This is a genomic window from Pseudomonas sp. WOUb67 (assembly GCF_050058005.1).
GTDB classification, from domain to species: domain Bacteria; phylum Pseudomonadota; class Gammaproteobacteria; order Pseudomonadales; family Pseudomonadaceae; genus Aquipseudomonas; species Aquipseudomonas putida_R.
In genome coordinates this window covers 4,629,244-4,647,602 of the sequence record NZ_CP170112.1, presented here as the reverse complement: position 1 = coordinate 4,647,602, position 18,359 = coordinate 4,629,244, and the positions used below count along the sequence as shown (strand labels likewise).

The following is an 18,359-nucleotide window of genomic DNA, read 5'->3' as shown; positions in this document are numbered from 1 at the left end:
GCCGGGCATTCATGCAGCCTTTCGACCACGGGCTCTGGGCAGCCTGCGGGGGGCGGCTGCGCCCAAGTAACGCGGAGAACAATAATAATGATGCACACAAACTGCACCCTGGCCCGTTCCGCCCTGGCGGTTTCGCTGGCGCTTGGCCTGGGTTTGCCGGCCTGGGCCGAGGAGGGGGGCTTCCTTGAAGATGCCAAGGCCGGGCTGACCCTGCGCAACTACTACTTCAACCGCGATTTCCGCGACCCGGGGGCGGCCAAGAGCAAAGTCGAAGAATGGGCCCAGGGCTTCATCTTCAAGTTCACCTCTGGCTACACGCCGGGGCTGATCGGTGTTGGCCTGGACGGCATCGCCATGTTCGGCGTGAAGCTGGACAGCGGCCGCGGTACCAGCGGCTCCGAACTGCTACCGGTGCACGACGACGGGCGTGCGGCCGACAACTATGGCCGCGCCGGGCTGGCGGCCAAGCTGCGTGTTTCATCGACCGAGCTGAAGGTGGGTGAGTTGCTGCCGGACATTCCGCTGCTGCGCTACGACGATGGCCGCCTGCTGCCGCAAACCTTCCGGGGCGCCATGCTCGACTCCCGCGAGATCGAAGGCCTGAGCCTGCAAGCCGGCCAGTACCGCGAGGTCAGCCTGCGCAACTCGTCCGACATGCAGGACCTTTCCGCCTGGGCTGCGCCCGGGGTCACTTCGGACGGCTTCAACTACGCCGGCGCCGAGTACCGCTTCAACCAGCAGCGCACCCTGATCGGCGCGTGGCATTCGCAGCTGGAGGACATCTACCAGCAAAGCTATTTCAACCTGCTGCACACCCAGCGAGTGGGCGAGTGGACGCTGGGCGCCAACCTGGGTTACTTCATCGACCGTGATGACGGCCAGGCGCGCATCGGCGACATCCAGAGCCGCACGGGCTACGCCTTGCTGTCGGCCGCGCACAGTGGCCACACGCTGTACCTGGGGGTGCAGAAAGTCAGTGGCGACAGCCAGTGGATGTCGGTGTACGGCAGCAGCGGTCGCACCTTGGGCAACGACATGTTCAACGGCAACTTCAGCAACGCCGACGAGCGCTCGTGGCAAGTGCGCTACGACTACAACTTTGCCGCGCTGGGTGTGCCGGGGCTGCTGGCCATGGTGCGTTACGGGCATGGCGAAAACGCAACCACGGCGGCGGGCAGCAATGGCAAGGAGTGGGAGCGTGATACCGAAGTGAACTACACATTCCAGAGTGGGGCGTTGAAAAACCTCAACATCCGCCTGAACAACGCGACCAACCGGCGCAGCTTCAACAGCGACTTTGACCAGACCCGCCTGATCGTCAGCTACCCCCTGACGCTGTAAGCAATTTCTATCCTCACAGCGCAGCCCATCAGGTGTGCGCGGTACCTGTAGGAGCAGCCTTGTGCTGCGAAGAGGCACGAATGGCTGACGAGATGTTTGGCTGTACCGGCCTCTTCGCAGCACAAGGCTGCTCCTACAGGTACGGCGTTTGCCTTGATGCGGATGTGTGGTCGTGTAATCCGGCCGACCCGAACAGGCCAGCAACAACCCTTCACCTTGCGCTAAGATGCCCGCTCACGCCCCTGGAAGTAGCCTGGATGAGCAAACCCGGTCAAATGGTGCTGGTTGCGCTGCGCAAGATGATCGCCTCGGGCGAGCTGGCGGCCGGCGAGCGCCTGATGGAAGTCCCTACCGCCGAACTGTTCGGCGTCTCACGCATGCCGGTGCGCATGGCGTTTCGTACCCTTGAGCAGGAAGGCCTGCTGGTGCGCTTCGGCGGCCGGGGGTTTCAGGTGCGCTCGGTCAGCGCTGATGATATCGCTGGCGCGGTCGAGGTGCGTGGAGTACTGGAGGGGTTGGCCGCTCGCCAGGCCGCAGAGCGTGGCTTGTCAGCGCAAGCACGCGCGGCGCTGCAACAGTGCCTGGTCGATGGCGACCAGCTGTTCGACAAGGGCTTCGTGACCGAAGAAGACCTGCAGGCCTACCACGACCTGAACATGCGCTTTCACCAGGTAATCATCGAAGCCAGCCACAACCCAGCCATCGCCGATGCCCTGGCGCGTAACGACCACCTGCCGTTCGCCTCGGTCACCGCACTGGCAGTGGACCGCCATGACCTGGTCCGCGAATACCGGCGCTTCAACTTCGCCCATATGCAGCACCACGCAGTGTTCGACGCCCTGACCAACCGCCAGGGTGCCCGCGCCGAAGCGATCATGCGCGAGCACGCCAATGCCACTTTGCGTTACGCCGAGACCTTTGGCGGGGCAACGGCAGACGCGGGCATGAAGGTTATCCTGCCCTCGTCGTAAGCCGGTTCAGATATCCAGCACCAGCAGCGGCGTTTTAGAACGCGAGCAGCAGGGCGTGAACTGATCGTTCAGCGCCTGCTCCTCTTCGGTGAGGAACATGTCGCGATGGTCCGGCGTGCCCTGCAGCACACGGGTCAGGCAGGTGCCGCAAATACCCTGCTCGCACGACATGGCAATCTCGATACCGTGCTGCTCCAGCACCTGCACCACGGTCTGGTCGGCCGGTACCTCGAATACCTGCCCCGTGCTGCCCACCTGCACCGAGAAACTGCCGTCGTTGCTGGCATCCACTGGCGCCGCGGCAAAGTACTCGCGGTGCAGGTTGGCCTCCTGCCAGCCCAGCCCCTTGGCGCTGTCCAGCACATGCTGCATGAACCCGCCGGGCCCGCAAACATACAGGTGCACACTCTCTAGCGGATTGGCCAGCACACGGGCGATATCCAGTGCGGTTTCCGGTTGCTCGTCAAAGTGCACGAACAGGCGATCGGCGAACGGCGCGTTGCGAATGCGCTCGACAAAGGCCGCACGCTCGCTGGAGCGTGCGCAGTAGTGCAGCTCGAAGTCATGGTCGCTGTGGGACAACTGTTCGGCCATGCACAGGATCGGGGTAATGCCGATGCCACCGGCAAACAACAAGCTGCGCTTCGCCCCCTCGGTCAGCGGAAACAGGTTGCGCGGCGCGCTGATGCGCAGCCGTGCGCCGGCCTGTACCTGCTCGTGCAGGCTGCGTGAGCCTCCCCGCGAAGCCGGGTCGTTGAGCACGCCAATCAGATAGCGGTGGCGTTCTTCGGGGTGGTTGCACAGCGAATACTGGCGCACCAGCCCATCAGGCAAGTGCACATCGATATGCGCGCCAGCGCTGAACGCCGGCAGCAGGCTGCCATCCGCTGCCGCCAGCTCGAAGCTGCAAATACCCTGCGCTTCATCGTTACGGGATACCACTACGGCATCGATCATGTCGGCTGTTCCTCAGGCAGGGGTGGCGCTGGTAGCAATCAGTTGCGGTTGCGGCGCACGCTCTTTGGCGATGATCCGCTCCAGCATCTTGCGCGACTGCACGCCGCCCGCATCGATGTTCAGCTTCAAAAGGTTGCGCTCGGGGTAGGCCAGCAGGTTCTGTTGCTGGCGTTCGAGCATCTCCAGGTCTTCGCTGAAAATCTTGCCCTGGCCCTCACGAATGTTGTCGGTGAGGGTCTGGTCGTGCGCGGCGAAGTTGCGCGCCATGCCCCAGAAGTACCAGATCGAGGTGTCGGTTTCCGGGGTGATGAAATCCACCACGATGCTCGACGCCTTGTGCTGCGCCTCGGCGTGGTAGCCACCCTTGCCGGCATGCGCCACGCCCACTTCGATCAGCACATGGCTGGGCGGGGTGAAGCGGCAGATCTGCCAGCGGTCCACCGGCACATCGTCGGCCAGCCCGTTGCCACGCAGGGCCATGCGCCAGAAGGGCGGGGCCATGATGTTTTCCATGTGCCGCGAGGTGACCACCTCGTCGCCGGTGACGGCGGTGACCGGCGGCGCCTCGTCGATTTCCTTCTGGCCGATGCTGGAAGCGTGCACGTAGGTTTCGTGGGTGAGGTCCATCAGGTTGTCGATCATCAGGCGGTAGTCGCAACCGATGTGGAACAGGCCGCCACCGTAGGCCCATTCATCATTCACCGCCCATTCAAGGTGCGGAATCAGCGCCGGGTCGGCCTGCGCCTGGTCGCCGGGCCAGACCCAGATAAAGCCATAACGCTCGACGGCGGCGAAGGTCTTGTTGCAAGGAAAGCCCCGCACCCGCTGGCCTGGCATCGACACGGTCTTGCCATCGCAGCCCATGACCAGGCCGTGGTAGCCACACACCAGGTTGCCGTCTTCGACATAACCCAGCGACAACGGCGCGCCACGGTGCGGGCAGAAGTCCTCGACGGCGGCCACTGTGTTCTCCTGGGCACGGTAGAACACGATTTTTTCCCCGCAGATCTGCCGGCCCAGCGGCTTGGTGGCGATCTCATCGGGGGTGCAGGCGACGTACCAGGTGTTTTTGGGGTACATGGGAGGCTCTCCAGGGTTTTGTTTTTATTTAATGGATCCATTAGAGCTGTGACAAGGAGTCTGGTCAACAGTCCTTGGCTTTTTATCACCGGATTTGTGCGGTTATCGGATTTTAGTGGATCCATAATTCGTACCTAGGTCGTGCTCTTCAGCAGTAGAACAGGCCGTAAGACCGCACCTGATCGGTTGACTCGGCAAGTGCAGGAGCGGCCTTGTGCGCTGAATCTCCCCGAACCTGCTATTCCTGAAAGAACACCCAACCCACCAAGGCCCGTCGATGCTCGCCATCGAACAGCTCCACAAATCATTTCCCACCCCCCAAGGCCCGCTCCCTGTCCTGCAGGGCGTGGACCTGCGCCTGGCACGCGGCAGCAGCCTGGCGCTGATGGGCGAGTCGGGCAGCGGCAAGAGCACGTTGCTGCACCTGATTGCCGGCCTGGACCGTGCCGACAGCGGCCGCATCCTGATCGACGACGTCCCGCTCGACAGCCGCTCGGAGGCGTCGCTGGCACAGTGGCGGCGGGAGGGAATTGGCCTGGTGTTCCAGCAATACAACCTGATCAGCAGCCTGGACGTGGCGGCGAACCTGGCCTTTCAGGCCAGGCTGGCCGGCAGGCATGACCCGCAGTGGGTGGCTTACCTGGCAGAGCGCTTGGGCCTGGCAGGTTTGCTGGTGCGCTACCCTGAGCAGTTGTCCGGTGGCCAGCAGCAACGGGTCGCCATCGGCCGTGCCTTGGCTGGGCGCCCGGCCTGGTTGTTGGCCGACGAGCCCACCGGCAGCCTTGACGAAGCCAGCAGCGATGAGGTGCTTAGCCTGTTGCTGCAACTGGTCGCCGAGGCCGGCAGCGGTGTGTTGATGGTGACCCACAGCCCCCGGCTGGCGGCACGCTTGCAGCGGCGTTGCCAGCTGCAGGCCGGTCGCGTTCAGCCAGAGCTGGGGTGATGAGGCTTTTGTCGCTGGCCCTGTTGGCGTTGCTCAGCCATTGGCGGCGCCATCGTGTGCAGTTTTTCAGCATCTTCACCGGGCTGTGGCTGGCCACGGCGCTATGGACGGGCGTGCAGGCGCTGAACAGTCAGGCTCGCAGCGACTACGCCCGGGCCAGTGCCGTGCTGGCCGGGCCGCTGCAGGCGCAGTTGGTGCCGCGCAACGGTGAGCGCTTCGACCAAGGGTTTTACGTGCAATTGCGCAAGCAGGGTTGGCCAGTGACGCCGGTGCTGGAAGGGCGCTTGCGTTTGCCTGGGGAGCCCGCGCGCAGCGTGCGCCTGCTGGGCATCGACCCCTTGAGCCTGCCGCCGGCCAGCAGCATCGCCGGTGTGCAGCCGCAAGCATTCGACGTGCAGGCGTTCATTGGCACGCCCGGGCAAGCGTGGGCCGGGCCAGATACCTTGCGGCAACTGGGCGCAGAGCCTGGGGCTTCAGTGCGCGACAGCGAAGGGCAACTGCTCCCGCCCATGCACCTGCAGCCTGCGCTGGCGCCCGGGGTGATCGTGGTCGATATCGGCCATGCCCAGCGGTTGCTGCACGCACCCGGGCAGCTGTCGCGATTGCTGGTGGCCGGCAAGCCAGGGCCGCTGCCGGCTGATATTGCGGTTTACCTCGAACTGCAACCGCAACAGGACGACGGCGGGTTGCAGCGGCTGACTGAGAGCTTTCACCTCAACCTGACTGCCCTCGGCCTGCTGGCGTTTGTGGTAGGCCTGTTTATCGCCCATGCCGCAATCGGTCTGGCGCTGGAACAGCGGCGTGGCTTGATCCGCAATCTGCGCGCCTGTGGGGTCAGCTTGAATACCCTGCTGTGCGCCTTGGTGCTGGAGCTGGGCCTGTTCGCCGTTTTGGGCGGGCTGGCCGGCGTGGCCAGCGGGTATGTGCTGGCCGCGTGGTTGTTGCCCGATGTGGCCGCCAGTTTGCGCGGGCTGTATGGCGCCCAGGTTGCCGGCACCCTGAGCCTGCCCGCATGGTGGTGGCTGGTGGGGGTGCTTGTGAGTGTGCTGGGGGCATTGCTGGCAGGGCTGGGCAGCGTGTTGCGTGCAGCCCGGTTGCCGGTGCTGGCGTTGGCGCAGCCGCAGGCTTGGCGGCTGGCGCAGGGGCCATGGTTGATGCGCCAGGCTTGCGTGGCGGGCGTTCTGTGGCTGCTGGCCTTGGGCTGTGGCGTGCTGGGTAACAGCCTGGCCGCCGCGTTTGCCATGCTGGCTGGGCTGTTGCTGGCGGCAGCGCTGTTGTTGCCGGCCTTGCTCGACCGGCTACTTGTAGTGCTGACGCGGTATTGCCGGCGACCCTTGGCGCAATGGTTCGTCGCCGATTGCCGCCAGCAACTGCCAGTCCTGAGTTTGGCGCTGATGGCACTGTTGCTGGCGCTGGCTGCCAGCGTCGGCGTGGGCAGCATGACCGAGGGCTTTCGCAAGACCTTTGTCGGCTGGCTGGACCAGCGTCTGTCTGCCGACCTGTATGTCACCCCTCGGGATACCGCCCAAGGCCTGGAGATTGCGCAATGGCTCGGGCAGCAATCGCCTGCCAGTGTGGTGCTGCCCGGCTGGCGTGTGGAAACGCAGTTGCAGGGCTGGCCGGTGCAGCTTCAGGGCATCGTCGATCACCCGGTCTACCTCAAGCGTTGGCCGTTGCTGCAGCAGCAGCCTCACGCTTGGGAAACGCTGGCCAGCGGGCATGCGGTGATGCTCAGCGAACAGCTGGCCAGGCGCCTGAAGCTGCGACTGGGCGACCGCCTGGCGCTGCCTGCAGAGGCGATGACGGTAGTGGGGATCTATGCCGATTACGGTAACCCCAAGGGCCATGTACTGGTCAATGCCAGCTGGTTGCGCAGGCAATGGCCGCAGGCAACACTGACCGGGTTGAGCGTTGACCTGCCCACCGAGCAGGTGCCCGTCATCAAGGCCGCGATGCAACAGCACTTCGCCTTGGACGACAGCCGTGTGGTGGAGCAGGCGCGCCTGAAGCGCTGGTCCACCGAGGTGTTCAACCGTACCTTTGCCGCCACCGCCGCGCTCAACAGCCTCACGCTTGGCGTGGCCGGCGTGGCGCTGTTCATCAACCTGCTGACGCTGGGCCAAACGCGGCTGAGCCAACTGGCACCCCTGTGGGCGTTGGGTGTGCAGCGCCGGCAACTGGTGTGGCTGAGCTTGGGGCAGACACTGATGCTGAGCAGTTTCACGGTACTGCTGGCAATCCCCTTGGGGGTGTTGCTGGCCTGGTGCCTGGTGGCGGTGGTCAACGTGCAGGCGTTCGGCTGGCGCCTGCCGCTCTACGTCTTCCCTGTGCAGCTGCTGCAACTGGCTGCGCTGGGGTTGTTCACCAGCCTGCTGGCCAGCGCCTGGCCGCTGTGGCAGCTGGCGCGCCGCCAGCCCCGCGAACTGTTGAGGCCGTTTACCGATGAAGCGTAACGCCTTGCTGTTGCTGTGCGGTCTGCTATGCGCATGTGACCCGCCGGCGCCACAAAGCTATGCCGGGCTGGGGCAACAGGCGGGCGGTTTCAGCCAGGTGGCCCGCGCGCATCGCCTGGAATTCCCCCGTGACCACAGCGCACACGATGGCTTTCGCATTGAATGGTGGTATGTCACCGCCAACCTCAAGGACGCCCAGGGGCGTGACTGGGGCGCGCAGTGGACGCTGTTCCGCTCGGCCCTGCGCCCCGGCCCTGAAACCACCGACTGGCACAGCCCCAACCTGTGGATGGGGCACGCGGCCCTGACTGGGCCGGACGGTCACCAGTCTGGCGAAACCCTGGCGCGCGGCGGTATCGGCCAGGCCGGCGTGCAGGCCCAGCCGTTCCGGGCGTGGATCAATGATTGGTCATTGCAGGGCAAGGGGGGTATCGAAAACCTGCAAATGGCTGCCGGTGGCGAAGGCTTTCGCTACGACTTGCGTTTGCGCAGTGATCGGCCCTTGGTGCTGCACGGCGATCAAGGCTACAGCGAGAAATCCGGCAAGGGGCAGGCCTCTTACTATTACAGCCAGCCGTTTTACCGTGTGCACGGGGAGGTGGAGCGTGATGGCATGTGCATCGCGGTCACCGGCCAGGCCTGGTTGGACCGGGAGTGGAGCAGCCAGCCGCTGGCGGCAGGGCAAACGGGGTGGGACTGGTTTTCACTGCACCTGGACAGTGGTGCCAAGCTGATGCTGTTCCAGGTACGGGAGGCGCAAGGGGAGGCGTATCGCGCCGGCACCTGGGTTGGGCCGCAGGGCGAGGTGGTGGCGCTGGAGGGAGCACAGATCCAGTTGCAGGCGCAGGCCTGGGCCAAGCAGAAGAATGGCAAGCAGGTACCCACGCGATGGCGGGTGCAGGTGCCGGGGCATGGGGTGGATGTGCAGGTTGAGGCGGTGGAGCCGCAGGCCTGGATGGATACCCGGTTCCCGTATTGGGAAGGGCCGGTGCGCATGAGCGGGAGTACGGGTGGGCGCGGGTACCTGGAGATGACTGGCTACTAGTACTACACGTTCCCGCCATGATGCACCCTCCCTGTGGGAGCGGCCTTGCCGGGGCGCCGGATCGGTCGGAAAGGGCTGCAAAGCAGCCCCAGCAACTTATGCATCTGCGCTGAAACCCTGGGGCTGCTGCGCAGCCCTTTCGCGACACAAGGCCGCTCCCACAGTGATCGTGCGGGCTTTCAAAGATTGAGCCAGACCCTAGCCCCAAAAGATCGCAGCAGGCCTTTCAATCCTTGATCAGCCCTCGCAGCACCGCCCGTGCTTCCTCGGTGCGCAAGCACTCGATGAACAACCGGCTTTCCCGCGCCACGGTTTCCTCCAGCGCCGCCCGCTGGCTGTCCTTGAGCAGCCGCTTGCTGATGCGCAGCGCCGCCTGCGGGTAGCTTTGCAGCTGCCGCGCCAGCTTGCGCGCTGCGGCCAGGCACTGTTCGCCATCTTCGTGCAGCTCATTGGCCAGGCCCCAGGCCACAGCCTGCTCGCCATCCAGCAACGCATTGCCCAGCAGCAAGCGGGCCGCCCGGGCCTGGCCAAGCATGCGTGGCAGCAGCAGGCTGGAGCCAAACTCCGGGCACACACCCAACGGTGCGAACGGCATGCGCAGTTTGGTCGAGCGGCTGACCAGCACCTGGTCGCAATGCAGCAGCAAGGTGGCGCCGATGCCGATTGCTGCGCCACTGACTGCCGCGATCAGCGGCTTGTCCAGGCCCATGACCACCCGCATCAGGCGGAACACCGGGCTGTCCAGGTCAGTGGGCGGGTTGTCGAGGAAGTCGCGCAGGTCGTTGCCAGCGGTGAAACAGTGGGGGCCGCCGGTCATGATGATGGCATCGACACCGGGGTCTTCACCCGCTGCCAGCAGCAGGTCGCCCAGTTGCTGGTACATGGCGGTGTTCAGGGCATTGAGCTTGTCGGGGCGGTTGAAGGCCAGGGTCAGCAGGCCTTGGTCCAGCTCGCGTGTGATCAGGTCGTTCATGGCAGCCGCTTTTGTTGTTGTGGGCAAGTGTGCCAAGGGTTTATCACGCAGTCCGGCTTGTTGTACAGTCGTTCAGTCCAGCCCTTGAACCGAGAACCCTTGATGAGCCAGGAAGCCCGCTACCACCGCATGCTGCCGGAATTGCGCAAGGCCAACCTGGTCGAAGCGACCCTGGTGTGCCTCAAACGCCATGGATTCCAAGGGGCTTCGATCCGCAAGATTTCGGCCGAGGCCGGGGTCTCGGTCGGGCTGATCAGCCACCACTACGCCGGCAAGGACGAACTGGTGGCCGAAGCCTACCTGGCCGTCACCGGCCGGGTGATGGGCCTGTTGCGTGAGGCCATGGCCCAGGCTGCGCCCAATGCCCGCGAGCGGTTGTCGGCGTTTTTCCGCGCCTCGTTCTGTGCAGAGCTGCTCGACCCGCAACTGCTCGACGCCTGGCTGGCGTTCTGGGGCGCAGTCAAGACGGCCGATGCGATCAACCAGGTGCATGACCATTCCTATGGCGAGTACCGCAAGGAACTGAGCCGGTTGCTGGCCGAACTGGCCACGCAGGAGGGCTGGCAGGGCTTCGATGCCGACCTCGCGGCCATCAGCCTCAGTGCCCTGCTCGATGGCCTGTGGCTGGAGTCGGGGCTCAACCCCGGCACCTTCACCCCCGAGCAGGGCGTGATTATCTGCGAGGCCTGGGTCGACGGCCTGCAGGCCGGTGGTCGGCGGCGCTTCAGCCTGCCCGAGGGCTGTTGATCGTCTGTTCAGTAACGAGTACGCTGCTGGCGCGAGTGTGTAGAACAACACCAATAAAAAAGAGACAACACGCAATGACGCCTCGGGTATTGATCGTCGATGACGATCCGCTTATTCGTGACTTGCTGCAGGCCTATCTGTCCCAGGAAGGCTACGACGTGCACTGTGCCGACACGGCGGAAAAGGCCGAAGCCCTGCTTGGCAGCCAGGATGTCGACCTGGTGCTGCTGGACATCCGCCTGCCTGGCAAGGACGGCCTCACCCTGACCCGCGAACTGCGGGTGCGCTCGGAGGTGGGCATCATCCTCATCACCGGCCGCAACGACGACATCGACCGCATTGTCGGCTTGGAGTGCGGCGCCGACGATTACGTGATCAAACCGCTCAACCCCCGTGAGCTGGTATCGCGCGCCAAAAACCTGATCCGCCGCGTGCGCCATGCCCGCGAAGTGCATCCGGCACCGGCCTGCGCGCAGTCGCTCAAACAGTTTGCCGACTGGGCGCTGGACACCGACCGCCGTCGCCTGATCGACCCACGCGGTGGGCAAACCCTGCTGACCCACGGTGAGTTTCAGTTGCTCAGCGTGTTCCTGCGCAACAGCGGCCATACCCTGAGCCGCGACCAGCTGATGGACCAGATTCGCAACCGCGAGTGGGTGCCCAACGACCGCTCCATCGACGTGCTGGTCGGTCGCCTGCGGCGCAAGCTGCACGATGACCCGGCCGAGCCGCAGCTGATCATCACCATTCACGGCACCGGCTACCTGTTCACTGCCAGCGTGGCTGCATGACCCACCGCGCCCGCCGTGCCTGGGGGATGGCGCTGGCGTTGCTCGCTGTGCCGGCCGGCGCGGCGCAGACGGTGCGCTATTGCGATTACCCGGTGTACCCGCCGATTTCCTGGAGCGACGGCCACCAGGTACGTGGCCTGGCGCCAACCGTGGTGCGCGAACTGTTCGCACGCATGGGCTACGACGTGCAGACCGTGGTGCTCGGCAACTGGAAGCGCTGCCTGATGGACGCCGCCGCCGGGCGGGTGGACGTGGTGCTGGCCTACAACAGCGACCAGCGTGACCAGCGCATGCATTTTTCCACGGAGCCGGTAGTGCGCGAAGAAGTGGCGGTGTTCTACAACCGCAAGCGGCCGGTGCAGTTCCAGCAGCTGGAGGACCTGGCCGGTTACCGCGGCGGCCTGTTGTACGGCGAAAGCTACGGCGCCGAATTCGACCGCTTCATCGCCCGCCACCAGAACATCGAACGGGTGTCTTCCAGCCAGCAGAACTTCGGCAAGCTGATCCGCGGGCGCATCGACTACGTGATCCAGGAGCGGCGCACCGGCCAGCTGTTCATCGAGCACCTGCCCGGCGCGCAGGATATCCGCGTATTGCCCAGCGCCCTGAGCGTGGACTACCTGCGGGTAGCCGTCTCGCGGCAATCACCCCTGAGCCAGCACATGGACGAAATCGACGCGCAGCTGCGGCGCATGAACCAGGCTGGCGAGATCGCGCGCTGGCTGGAGCAGAGCGAGGTCACCTACCGCGACATGATCAACCTGCCGGCAGATGCCCGATGATTCGCCTGCACACCGATGGCCTGCTGCGCCGCCTGTTGCGGTTCATCCTGTTGTTCAGCCTGTGCTTCACCGTACTGGCCAGTAGCGTGCAGCTGTATTTCGAATACCGCCGCGAGATGCGCGACATCGAAGCACGCATGGCGTTGATCCGCGCCGGCTACCTGGCCAGCCTGGAGCGCAGCCTGTGGGACCTGGACGAGGCGCAGCTGGACACGCAACTGCGCGGCCTGGTGGATTTTTCCGACGTGGCCCGGGTGCGCCTGGTCAGCGACGATTTTCAACTGCTGCGAGGGGAGGCCGAACCCAAAGGGCCGCTGCGCATCGAGCGCTTCCCCCTGGATTATCAGCCCCCCTCGGGCCCGGCCAGGCACCTGGGTGAGCTGGAAGTGAGTATCGACCTGGGGGCGGTACACCGTCGGCTGTACGCCACCGGCCTTGCCAGCCTGCTGTGGATGGGCGTGTTCCTGTGTGGCCTGGCAGTGGCGCTGTCTGGGCTGTTCTATCGCCTGGTCACCCGCCACCTGCAAGTGATGGCCGAGTTCGCCCGGCGTATTGGCGCCGGCCAATGGCAGGAGCCGCTGCGGCTGGGGCGCCGCCGCTCATCGCGCCCTGACGAAATCGACACGGTGGCCAATGCCCTGGACGACATGCGCCGCGCCATCCTCAGCGACATCGAACGCCGCGAGCGCGACCGGCTGGAACTGCAAGACAAACGCGACGAACTGCAGGCCATGGTCGAACGACGTACCGCCAGCCTGGCCCGGGCCAAGGATGACGCCGAGGCCGCCAACCTGGCCAAGTCGCGCTTCCTGGCGACCATGAGCCACGAACTGCGCACTCCGCTCAACGGTATCCTGGGCATGGCCGAGCTGCTCCGCGGTGGCCGGTTGGAAGCGGCCGACCGCCAGCGCCTGGAAGCCCTGTACAAGGCCGGCGAGGGGCTGTTGGCGATTCTCAACGAAGTGCTGTATTTCGCCCGGCTCGAAGAAGGTGAGAGCCACGCCGAGCTGGTCGGCTTTTCGCTGCGCCAGCTGTGCCAGGAAGTGCTGGCGCTGCTCGAACCCATGGCCGCGGACAACGGCGACACACTGCATCTGGAGGTTGATGAGCAATTGGCCGGTTACCAGCACGGCGCCGAGCAATACCTGCGCCAGGTGCTCAGCAACCTGCTGGCCAATGCCATCAAATTCACCGAACACGGCCAGGTGCGGCTCAAGGTGCAGGTGCTGGCCAGCGACGCGGCCACGCAGCGCCTGCGGCTGTCGGTCAGTGACAATGGCATCGGCATCGAGCCGGCCGTACAGGCAAAAATCTTCGACCGCTTTGTCCAGGCCAGCGAGGCCGTGGCCCGCCGCTACGGCGGCACCGGTCTGGGCCTGGCGATCTGCAAGCACCTGGTGGAAAAGCTGGGGGGCAGCATTGGCCTGGACAGTGTGCAAGGGCAGGGCAGTTGCTTCTGGTTCGAACTCGACATTGCCCTTGGGCAGCCGGTTGCGGCCACTACCCCGGTCCGGTCGGCCAGCCCCAGTCTGGATATCCTGGTTGTCGAGGACGTCGCGCTGAACCGTGAGGTGGCCGGCGGCCTGCTGGTGCGCGATGGCCACCGGGTGAGCTTTGCCGAAGATGCCGGGCAGGCTCTGCAGCTGTGCGCAGAGCGGCGCTTCGACCTGATCCTGCTCGACGTTCACCTGCCCGGCATGAGCGGGGTGGAACTGTGCCGGCAGCTTCGCGCCACCCCTGGGCCTAACCACCGCAGCCGCATAGTGGCGCTGACCGCTGGCGTGCAACCGGGGCAAGTGTCGGGTTACCTGGAAGCCGGCATGCAAGGTGTGCTGGCCAAGCCCCTGCGGCTGGTCAACCTGCGCCAGGCGCTGGCCGACGCGACGCCAACCGAACAGGCCGGTATTGACGCGAACATGGACTGGTCGCTGCTGGCCACCCACCGCTCGCTGCTGGGCGAGCAGAAGCTGCAGGGCCTGCTGCACGTGTTGCGCCAGTCACTGGAGCAGCACGCCGCAGCGTTGGCCGAGGCGCTGCCAGCCCAGGACTTCACCGAAGTGCTGCACCTGGCCCACCGCCTGGCCGGCAGTTGCGATTCCCTGGGGTTTTCTGGCCTGGCTGCGCTGTTGCGACGCCTGGAAGACGCAGCCCGCCAGCATGACGGGCAGGCGCTGAACGCACTCGCCGAGCCACTGGCAAGCCAGCTCGGCCAGGCCCGTGCGACCCTGGAACAGTTGATCCAGCGCTGACGTACAAAAAACTTACGACTTTTTACATCTTCGATCCGTTCGTACAACGGCACCTTACATCCGTTTCCAATAATCCATGGCAACCGTGTTGCACGCGGTCCATGAGGCTTATTGGAGACAAGAATAATGACATGCCGTAGCGCTCAGCCCCTCCTTCGCATCGCCAAACGTACCTGCCGCAATGGCGAGGTGCGCCATGACTGACCCCGTTGAAAAAATCCAGCTCACCCGCGCCCTGAAAAGCCGGCACATCTTCATGCTGTCGCTGGGCGGGGTGATCGGCACCGGCCTGTTCATGGGCTCGGGCGTGACCATCAACCAGGGCGGGCCGGTGGGTGCGATCCTGGCCTATCTGGTGGCTGGCCTGCTGATGTACCTGGTGATGGTCTGCCTGGGCGAACTGTCGGTGCAGATGCCGGTGTCTGGCTCGTTCCAGGCCCATGCCACGAAGTTCATCGGCCCGGCCACCGGCTTCATGATCGGCTGGGTGTACTGGATGAGCTGGGCCACTACCGTGGGCCTGGAGTTCACCGCTGCCGGCATGCTGATGACCCGCTGGTTCCCCGAGGTGCCGATCTGGTACTGGTCAGCACTCTTTGTGGTGGTGCTGTTCGGCCTCAACGCCCTGGCCACTCGCGCGTTTGGCGAGGCCGAGTACTGGTTCTCGGGCATCAAGGTGGCGACCATCGTTGGCTTCATCATCATCGGCCTGCTGGTGATTTTCGGCGCCATCCCGCTGAGCAGCGGGGCGCCGGCACCGATGCTGGACAACCTGGTGGGCGAGTCGCTGTTCCCCCACGGCCTGTCGGCGGTGTTCGCGGTGATGATGACCGTGGTCTATGCGTTCCAGGGCTGTGAAATCATGGGTGTGGCGGCGGGTGAAACCGAGCACCCGGAAAAGAGCATCCCGCGGGCCGTGCGCAACGTGGTGTTCCGCGTGCTGATTTTCTATGTGCTGGCGATTGCCGTGCTCTCGGCCATTGTGCCGTACGAGCAGGCCGGGCTGATGGAAAGCCCGTTCGTGCAGGTGTTCGACATGGTCGGCATCCCCTTTGCTGCCGACGTGATGAACTTCGTCATCCTCACCGCCATCCTGTCGGTGGGCAACTCCGGGCTGTATGCCTCCACGCGCATTCTCTGGGCGATGTCCAAGAGTGGCATGGCGCCGAAAAGCCTGGCGCCGCTGAGCAAGCGCGGTGTGCCGCTGCGGGCGCTGAGCATCACCCTGTGCTTTGCCCTGGTATCGCTGATGACCAGCTTCATTGCCGCCGACACCCTGTTCATGGTGCTGATGGCGGTGAGCGGCATGTCCGGCACCGTGACCTGGATCGTCATCGCCCTGGCGCAGTACCGCTTCCGCAAGGCCTACCTGCGTGAAGGCGGGCAACTGCAGGACCTGAAGTACAGGGCGCCGCTGTACCCACTGGTGCCGCTGCTGTGCATCACCCTGTGCAGCTCGCTGTTCGTGTTCCTGGCGCTGGATGAAACCCAGCGGCCGTCGTTGTACTGGGGCTTTGGCTTTATTGCCCTGTGCTACGCGGCGTACTTCTTCGTCAACCGACGTCGGCAGGGGGCCTTTGAGCCTAGCGCGCCAGGGGTTTGAGCCGCAGCTCGTTGCCAGTACGTGTCCGTCGCTGCATGTTAGTCGCCTGTGATATCGAGCGCCGCCCGCGCGGCGCATCGCGAGCTGCGCTCGCTCCTACGTTTGTTTCGGGCCAATTATTCCTATGGGATTTACGCGCGGACGCCTTGGCGCATGGCGCGATATCGCGTCCTACAAACCAGGCGTTCGCGCGCGTCTGCCACAGGCGTTACTGGCCCGAAACAAACGTAGGAGCGAGCGCAGCTCGCGATGCGCCGCGCGGGCGGCGCTCGATATCACGGGCAACAAGCACGTCATGGCGAACCCCCTTCTGTAACACCAAAAACCGAGTTGTGCGAAGTTGTAACAGCCCATCCCGCCTTGTTGAACACTCGTTTAGTATCTCCTTCATCAAGCCCTCCCAAAACCATCACAACAACACCGAGGCCCCCCATGACCACCCCGTCGTCGTCACTGTTGAGCAAGGTCGAAGCCGGCGTTGCCTGGATCACCCTCAACCGCCCAGAGCAGCGCAACGCACTGGACATCCCCACCCTCAAGCAGCTGCACGCCTTGCTCGACAGCCACAACGCCGACCCGGCCGTGCGCGTGGTGGTGCTCACCGGCAGCGGCCGCAGCTTCTGCGCCGGCGCCGACCTGGCCGAATGGGCTGCCGCCGAAGCCGCAGGCACCCTGGAAAGCTACGGCTGGACCGAAACCGCCCACGCCCTGATGTTGCGCCTGCACAGCCTCGACAAGCCCACCATCGCCGCCATCAACGGCACTGCCGTAGGCGGTGGCATGGACCTCAGCCTGTGCTGCGACCTGCGTATCGCCGCTGCCTCTGCGCGCTTCAAGGCCGGCTACACCAGCATGGGCTACAGCCCCGATGCCGGCGCCAGTTGGCACCTGCCACGGCTGATCGGCAGCGAGCAGGCCAAGCGCTTGTTGTTCCTCGATGAACTGTGGGGTGCCGAGCGTGCCCTGGCGGCCGGGCTGGTCAGCGAAGTCTGCGCCGACGAGCAACTGTCCGCCGTGGCGGCCGAGCTGGCCGGGCGCCTGGCCAATGGCCCGACGTTCGCCTACGCGCAGACCAAGCAACTGATCCGCGACGGCGCCCACCGCACCCTGGCCGAGCAGCTGGAAGCCGAGCGCCACGCCGGCCTGCTGTGCGGCCGCAGCCAGGATGGCGCCGAGGCGTTGCAAGCCTCGGTTGAACGCCGCGCCCCCCGTTTTACCGGCCAGTAACCCGAAACCGACCCTGACCAGGACCTTCGCAGATGAATTTCCAACTGACCCAAGAACAAGAAATGTTGGTGGAAGCGGTACGCAGCTTTGTTGCCAAAGAGCTGCTGCCCCATGAGGAAGCGGTGGACCGCGCCGATGCCGTGTCGCCCGAGCTGGCCGCGCACATCCGGGGCAAGGCCATCGCTGCCGGGTTCTATGCCTTCAACATGCCCGAGGAAGTCGGCGGTGGTGGCCTGGACTACCTGTCCCAGGCGCTGATCGAACGCGAGCTGTCCAAGGTGTCCTGGGCGCTGCACGTGTTTGTCGCACGCCCGTCGAAAATTCTCATGGCCTGCAAGGACGAGCAGATCAACGACTACCTGCTGCCCTGCGTGCAGGGCGAGAAGACCGACTGTTTCGCCCTTACCGAACCGGGTGCCGGCTCGGATGCCAACGCCATCAAGACCCGCGCCGTGCGCCAGGGCGATGACTTTGTCATCAACGGCAGCAAGCACTTCATCAGCCACGCCGGCCACGCCGATTTCGCCATTGTCTTCGCGGTCACCGACACCTACGAGCACAACGGGCGCAAGCGCAACGCGGTCACGGCGCTGCTGGTCGACCGCGGCACACCGGGCATGACCATTCGCCGCGGGCCCAAGTGCGTGAGCAACCGTGGCTACCACACTTACGAGCTGTTCTTCGATGACTGTCGGGTGCCGGCCAGCAAGGTGCTGGGCGAAGTCGGCAAGGGCTGGGAAGTGGCCAATGCCTGGCTTACCGCTGGCCGGGTGATGGTTGCCGCCAACTGCGTGGGCCAGGCCCAGCGCGCCCTCGACCTGTCGCTGCAGTGGGCCGCCGACCGCAAGCAGTTTGGCCAGCCCATCGGCAGCTACCAGGGCGTGTCGTTCAAGCTGGCCGACATGGCCACGCAGATTCGCGCCGCCGAAATGCTCACCCTGCACACTGCCTGGAAGATGGACCAGGGCAGCATGACCGACGGCGAAGCCGGCATGGCCAAGCTGTTTGCCAGCGAAGTGCTGGGCAAGGTGGCCGACGAAGCCGTGCAGATCTTCGGTGGCATGGGCCTGATGGACGAAGGGCCGGTCGAGCGCATCTGGCGCAACGCGCGTATCGAGCGCATCTGGGAGGGCACCTCGGAAATCCAGCGGCACATCATCGCCCGCGAACTGCTGCGCCCGCTGCTGCGTTGAGCGC

15 protein-coding genes are annotated in these 18,359 nt (G+C 65.0%); 12 read left to right on the top strand and 3 right to left on the bottom strand.

Annotated elements, in window-relative coordinates; translation table 11 throughout:
• The first annotated feature begins 87 nt into the window (after positions 1-87).
• On the top strand, positions 88-1,341 hold the full coding sequence (locus tag ABOC32_RS20630) for an OprD family porin (protein WP_426808641.1): 1,254 nt from the start codon (positions 88-90) through the stop codon (positions 1,339-1,341).
• Positions 1,342-1,598: 257 nt separating this feature from the next.
• Complete coding sequence (locus tag ABOC32_RS20625; protein ID WP_426808640.1) at positions 1,599-2,312, top strand: GntR family transcriptional regulator; 714 nt, start codon at positions 1,599-1,601, stop codon at positions 2,310-2,312.
• Between the two features lie 6 nt (positions 2,313-2,318).
• Here ABOC32_RS20625 and ABOC32_RS20620 read toward each other — a convergent pair whose 3' ends face one another.
• Both ABOC32_RS20620 and ABOC32_RS20615 read right to left on the bottom strand, forming a co-directional pair.
• Positions 2,319-3,269, bottom strand: a complete 951-nt coding sequence (locus ABOC32_RS20620; protein WP_426808639.1) for a PDR/VanB family oxidoreductase — start codon at positions 3,267-3,269, stop codon at positions 2,319-2,321.
• A gap of 12 nt (positions 3,270-3,281) precedes the next feature.
• The gene (locus ABOC32_RS20615) at positions 3,282-4,349 is read right to left on the bottom strand and encodes a Rieske 2Fe-2S domain-containing protein (protein WP_426808638.1); all 1,068 of its coding nucleotides are present in this window, start codon (positions 4,347-4,349) and stop codon (positions 3,282-3,284) included.
• Positions 4,350-4,626: 277 nt separating this feature from the next.
• On the opposite strand from ABOC32_RS20615, the gene ABOC32_RS20610 reads away from it, so the two are divergent.
• The 3 genes from ABOC32_RS20610 to ABOC32_RS20600 are packed head-to-tail and all read left to right on the top strand — an operon-like array spanning position 4,627 to position 8,790.
• Positions 4,627-5,292 (top strand): ABC transporter ATP-binding protein, encoded by a 666-nt coding sequence (locus ABOC32_RS20610; protein ID WP_426808637.1) that lies wholly within the window; start codon positions 4,627-4,629, stop codon positions 5,290-5,292.
• A complete protein-coding gene (locus tag ABOC32_RS20605; protein WP_426808636.1) occupies positions 5,292-7,745 on the top strand; it encodes an FtsX-like permease family protein in 2,454 nt (817 codons plus the stop codon). The genes ABOC32_RS20610 and ABOC32_RS20605 overlap by 1 nt, the downstream gene beginning before the upstream one ends.
• Positions 7,735-8,790: a lipocalin-like domain-containing protein gene (locus ABOC32_RS20600; protein ID WP_426808635.1), complete on the top strand. Its 1,056-nt coding sequence runs from the start codon at positions 7,735-7,737 to the stop codon at positions 8,788-8,790. Before ABOC32_RS20605 ends, ABOC32_RS20600 begins: the two co-directional genes overlap by 11 nt.
• 226 nt (positions 8,791-9,016) lie before the next feature.
• On the opposite strand, the gene ABOC32_RS20595 is transcribed toward ABOC32_RS20600, so the two are convergent.
• Positions 9,017-9,763 (bottom strand): enoyl-CoA hydratase, encoded by a 747-nt coding sequence (locus ABOC32_RS20595; RefSeq protein WP_426808634.1) that lies wholly within the window; start codon positions 9,761-9,763, stop codon positions 9,017-9,019.
• Between the two features lie 102 nt (positions 9,764-9,865).
• On the opposite strand from ABOC32_RS20595, the gene ABOC32_RS20590 reads away from it, so the two are divergent.
• The 7 genes from ABOC32_RS20590 (at position 9,866) to ABOC32_RS20560 (ending at position 18,355) form a co-directional block, all read left to right on the top strand.
• The gene (locus ABOC32_RS20590) at positions 9,866-10,510 is read left to right on the top strand and encodes a TetR family transcriptional regulator C-terminal domain-containing protein (protein WP_016499178.1); all 645 of its coding nucleotides are present in this window, start codon (positions 9,866-9,868) and stop codon (positions 10,508-10,510) included.
• A 74-nt stretch (positions 10,511-10,584) separates the two neighbouring features.
• Positions 10,585-11,301: a response regulator gene (locus ABOC32_RS20585; protein WP_016499179.1), complete on the top strand. Its 717-nt coding sequence runs from the start codon at positions 10,585-10,587 to the stop codon at positions 11,299-11,301.
• Positions 11,298-12,083: a substrate-binding periplasmic protein gene (locus ABOC32_RS20580; protein WP_426808633.1), complete on the top strand. Its 786-nt coding sequence runs from the start codon at positions 11,298-11,300 to the stop codon at positions 12,081-12,083. The genes ABOC32_RS20585 and ABOC32_RS20580 overlap by 4 nt, the downstream gene beginning before the upstream one ends.
• Positions 12,080-14,332 carry an ATP-binding protein gene (locus ABOC32_RS20575; RefSeq protein ID WP_426808632.1) on the top strand — a complete coding sequence of 751 codons (2,253 nt, stop codon included), beginning with the start codon at positions 12,080-12,082 and terminating at the stop codon, positions 14,330-14,332. Before ABOC32_RS20580 ends, ABOC32_RS20575 begins: the two co-directional genes overlap by 4 nt.
• A gap of 196 nt (positions 14,333-14,528) precedes the next feature.
• Complete coding sequence (locus ABOC32_RS20570) at positions 14,529-15,935, top strand: amino acid permease (protein ID WP_426808631.1); 1,407 nt, start codon at positions 14,529-14,531, stop codon at positions 15,933-15,935.
• Between the two features lie 432 nt (positions 15,936-16,367).
• Positions 16,368-17,162 (top strand): enoyl-CoA hydratase/isomerase family protein, encoded by a 795-nt coding sequence (locus ABOC32_RS20565; protein ID WP_426808630.1) that lies wholly within the window; start codon positions 16,368-16,370, stop codon positions 17,160-17,162.
• Positions 17,163-17,194: 32 nt separating this feature from the next.
• Positions 17,195-18,355 carry an acyl-CoA dehydrogenase family protein gene (locus ABOC32_RS20560; protein ID WP_172218836.1) on the top strand — a complete coding sequence of 387 codons (1,161 nt, stop codon included), beginning with the start codon at positions 17,195-17,197 and terminating at the stop codon, positions 18,353-18,355.
• Positions 18,356-18,359: the final 4 nt, after the last annotated feature.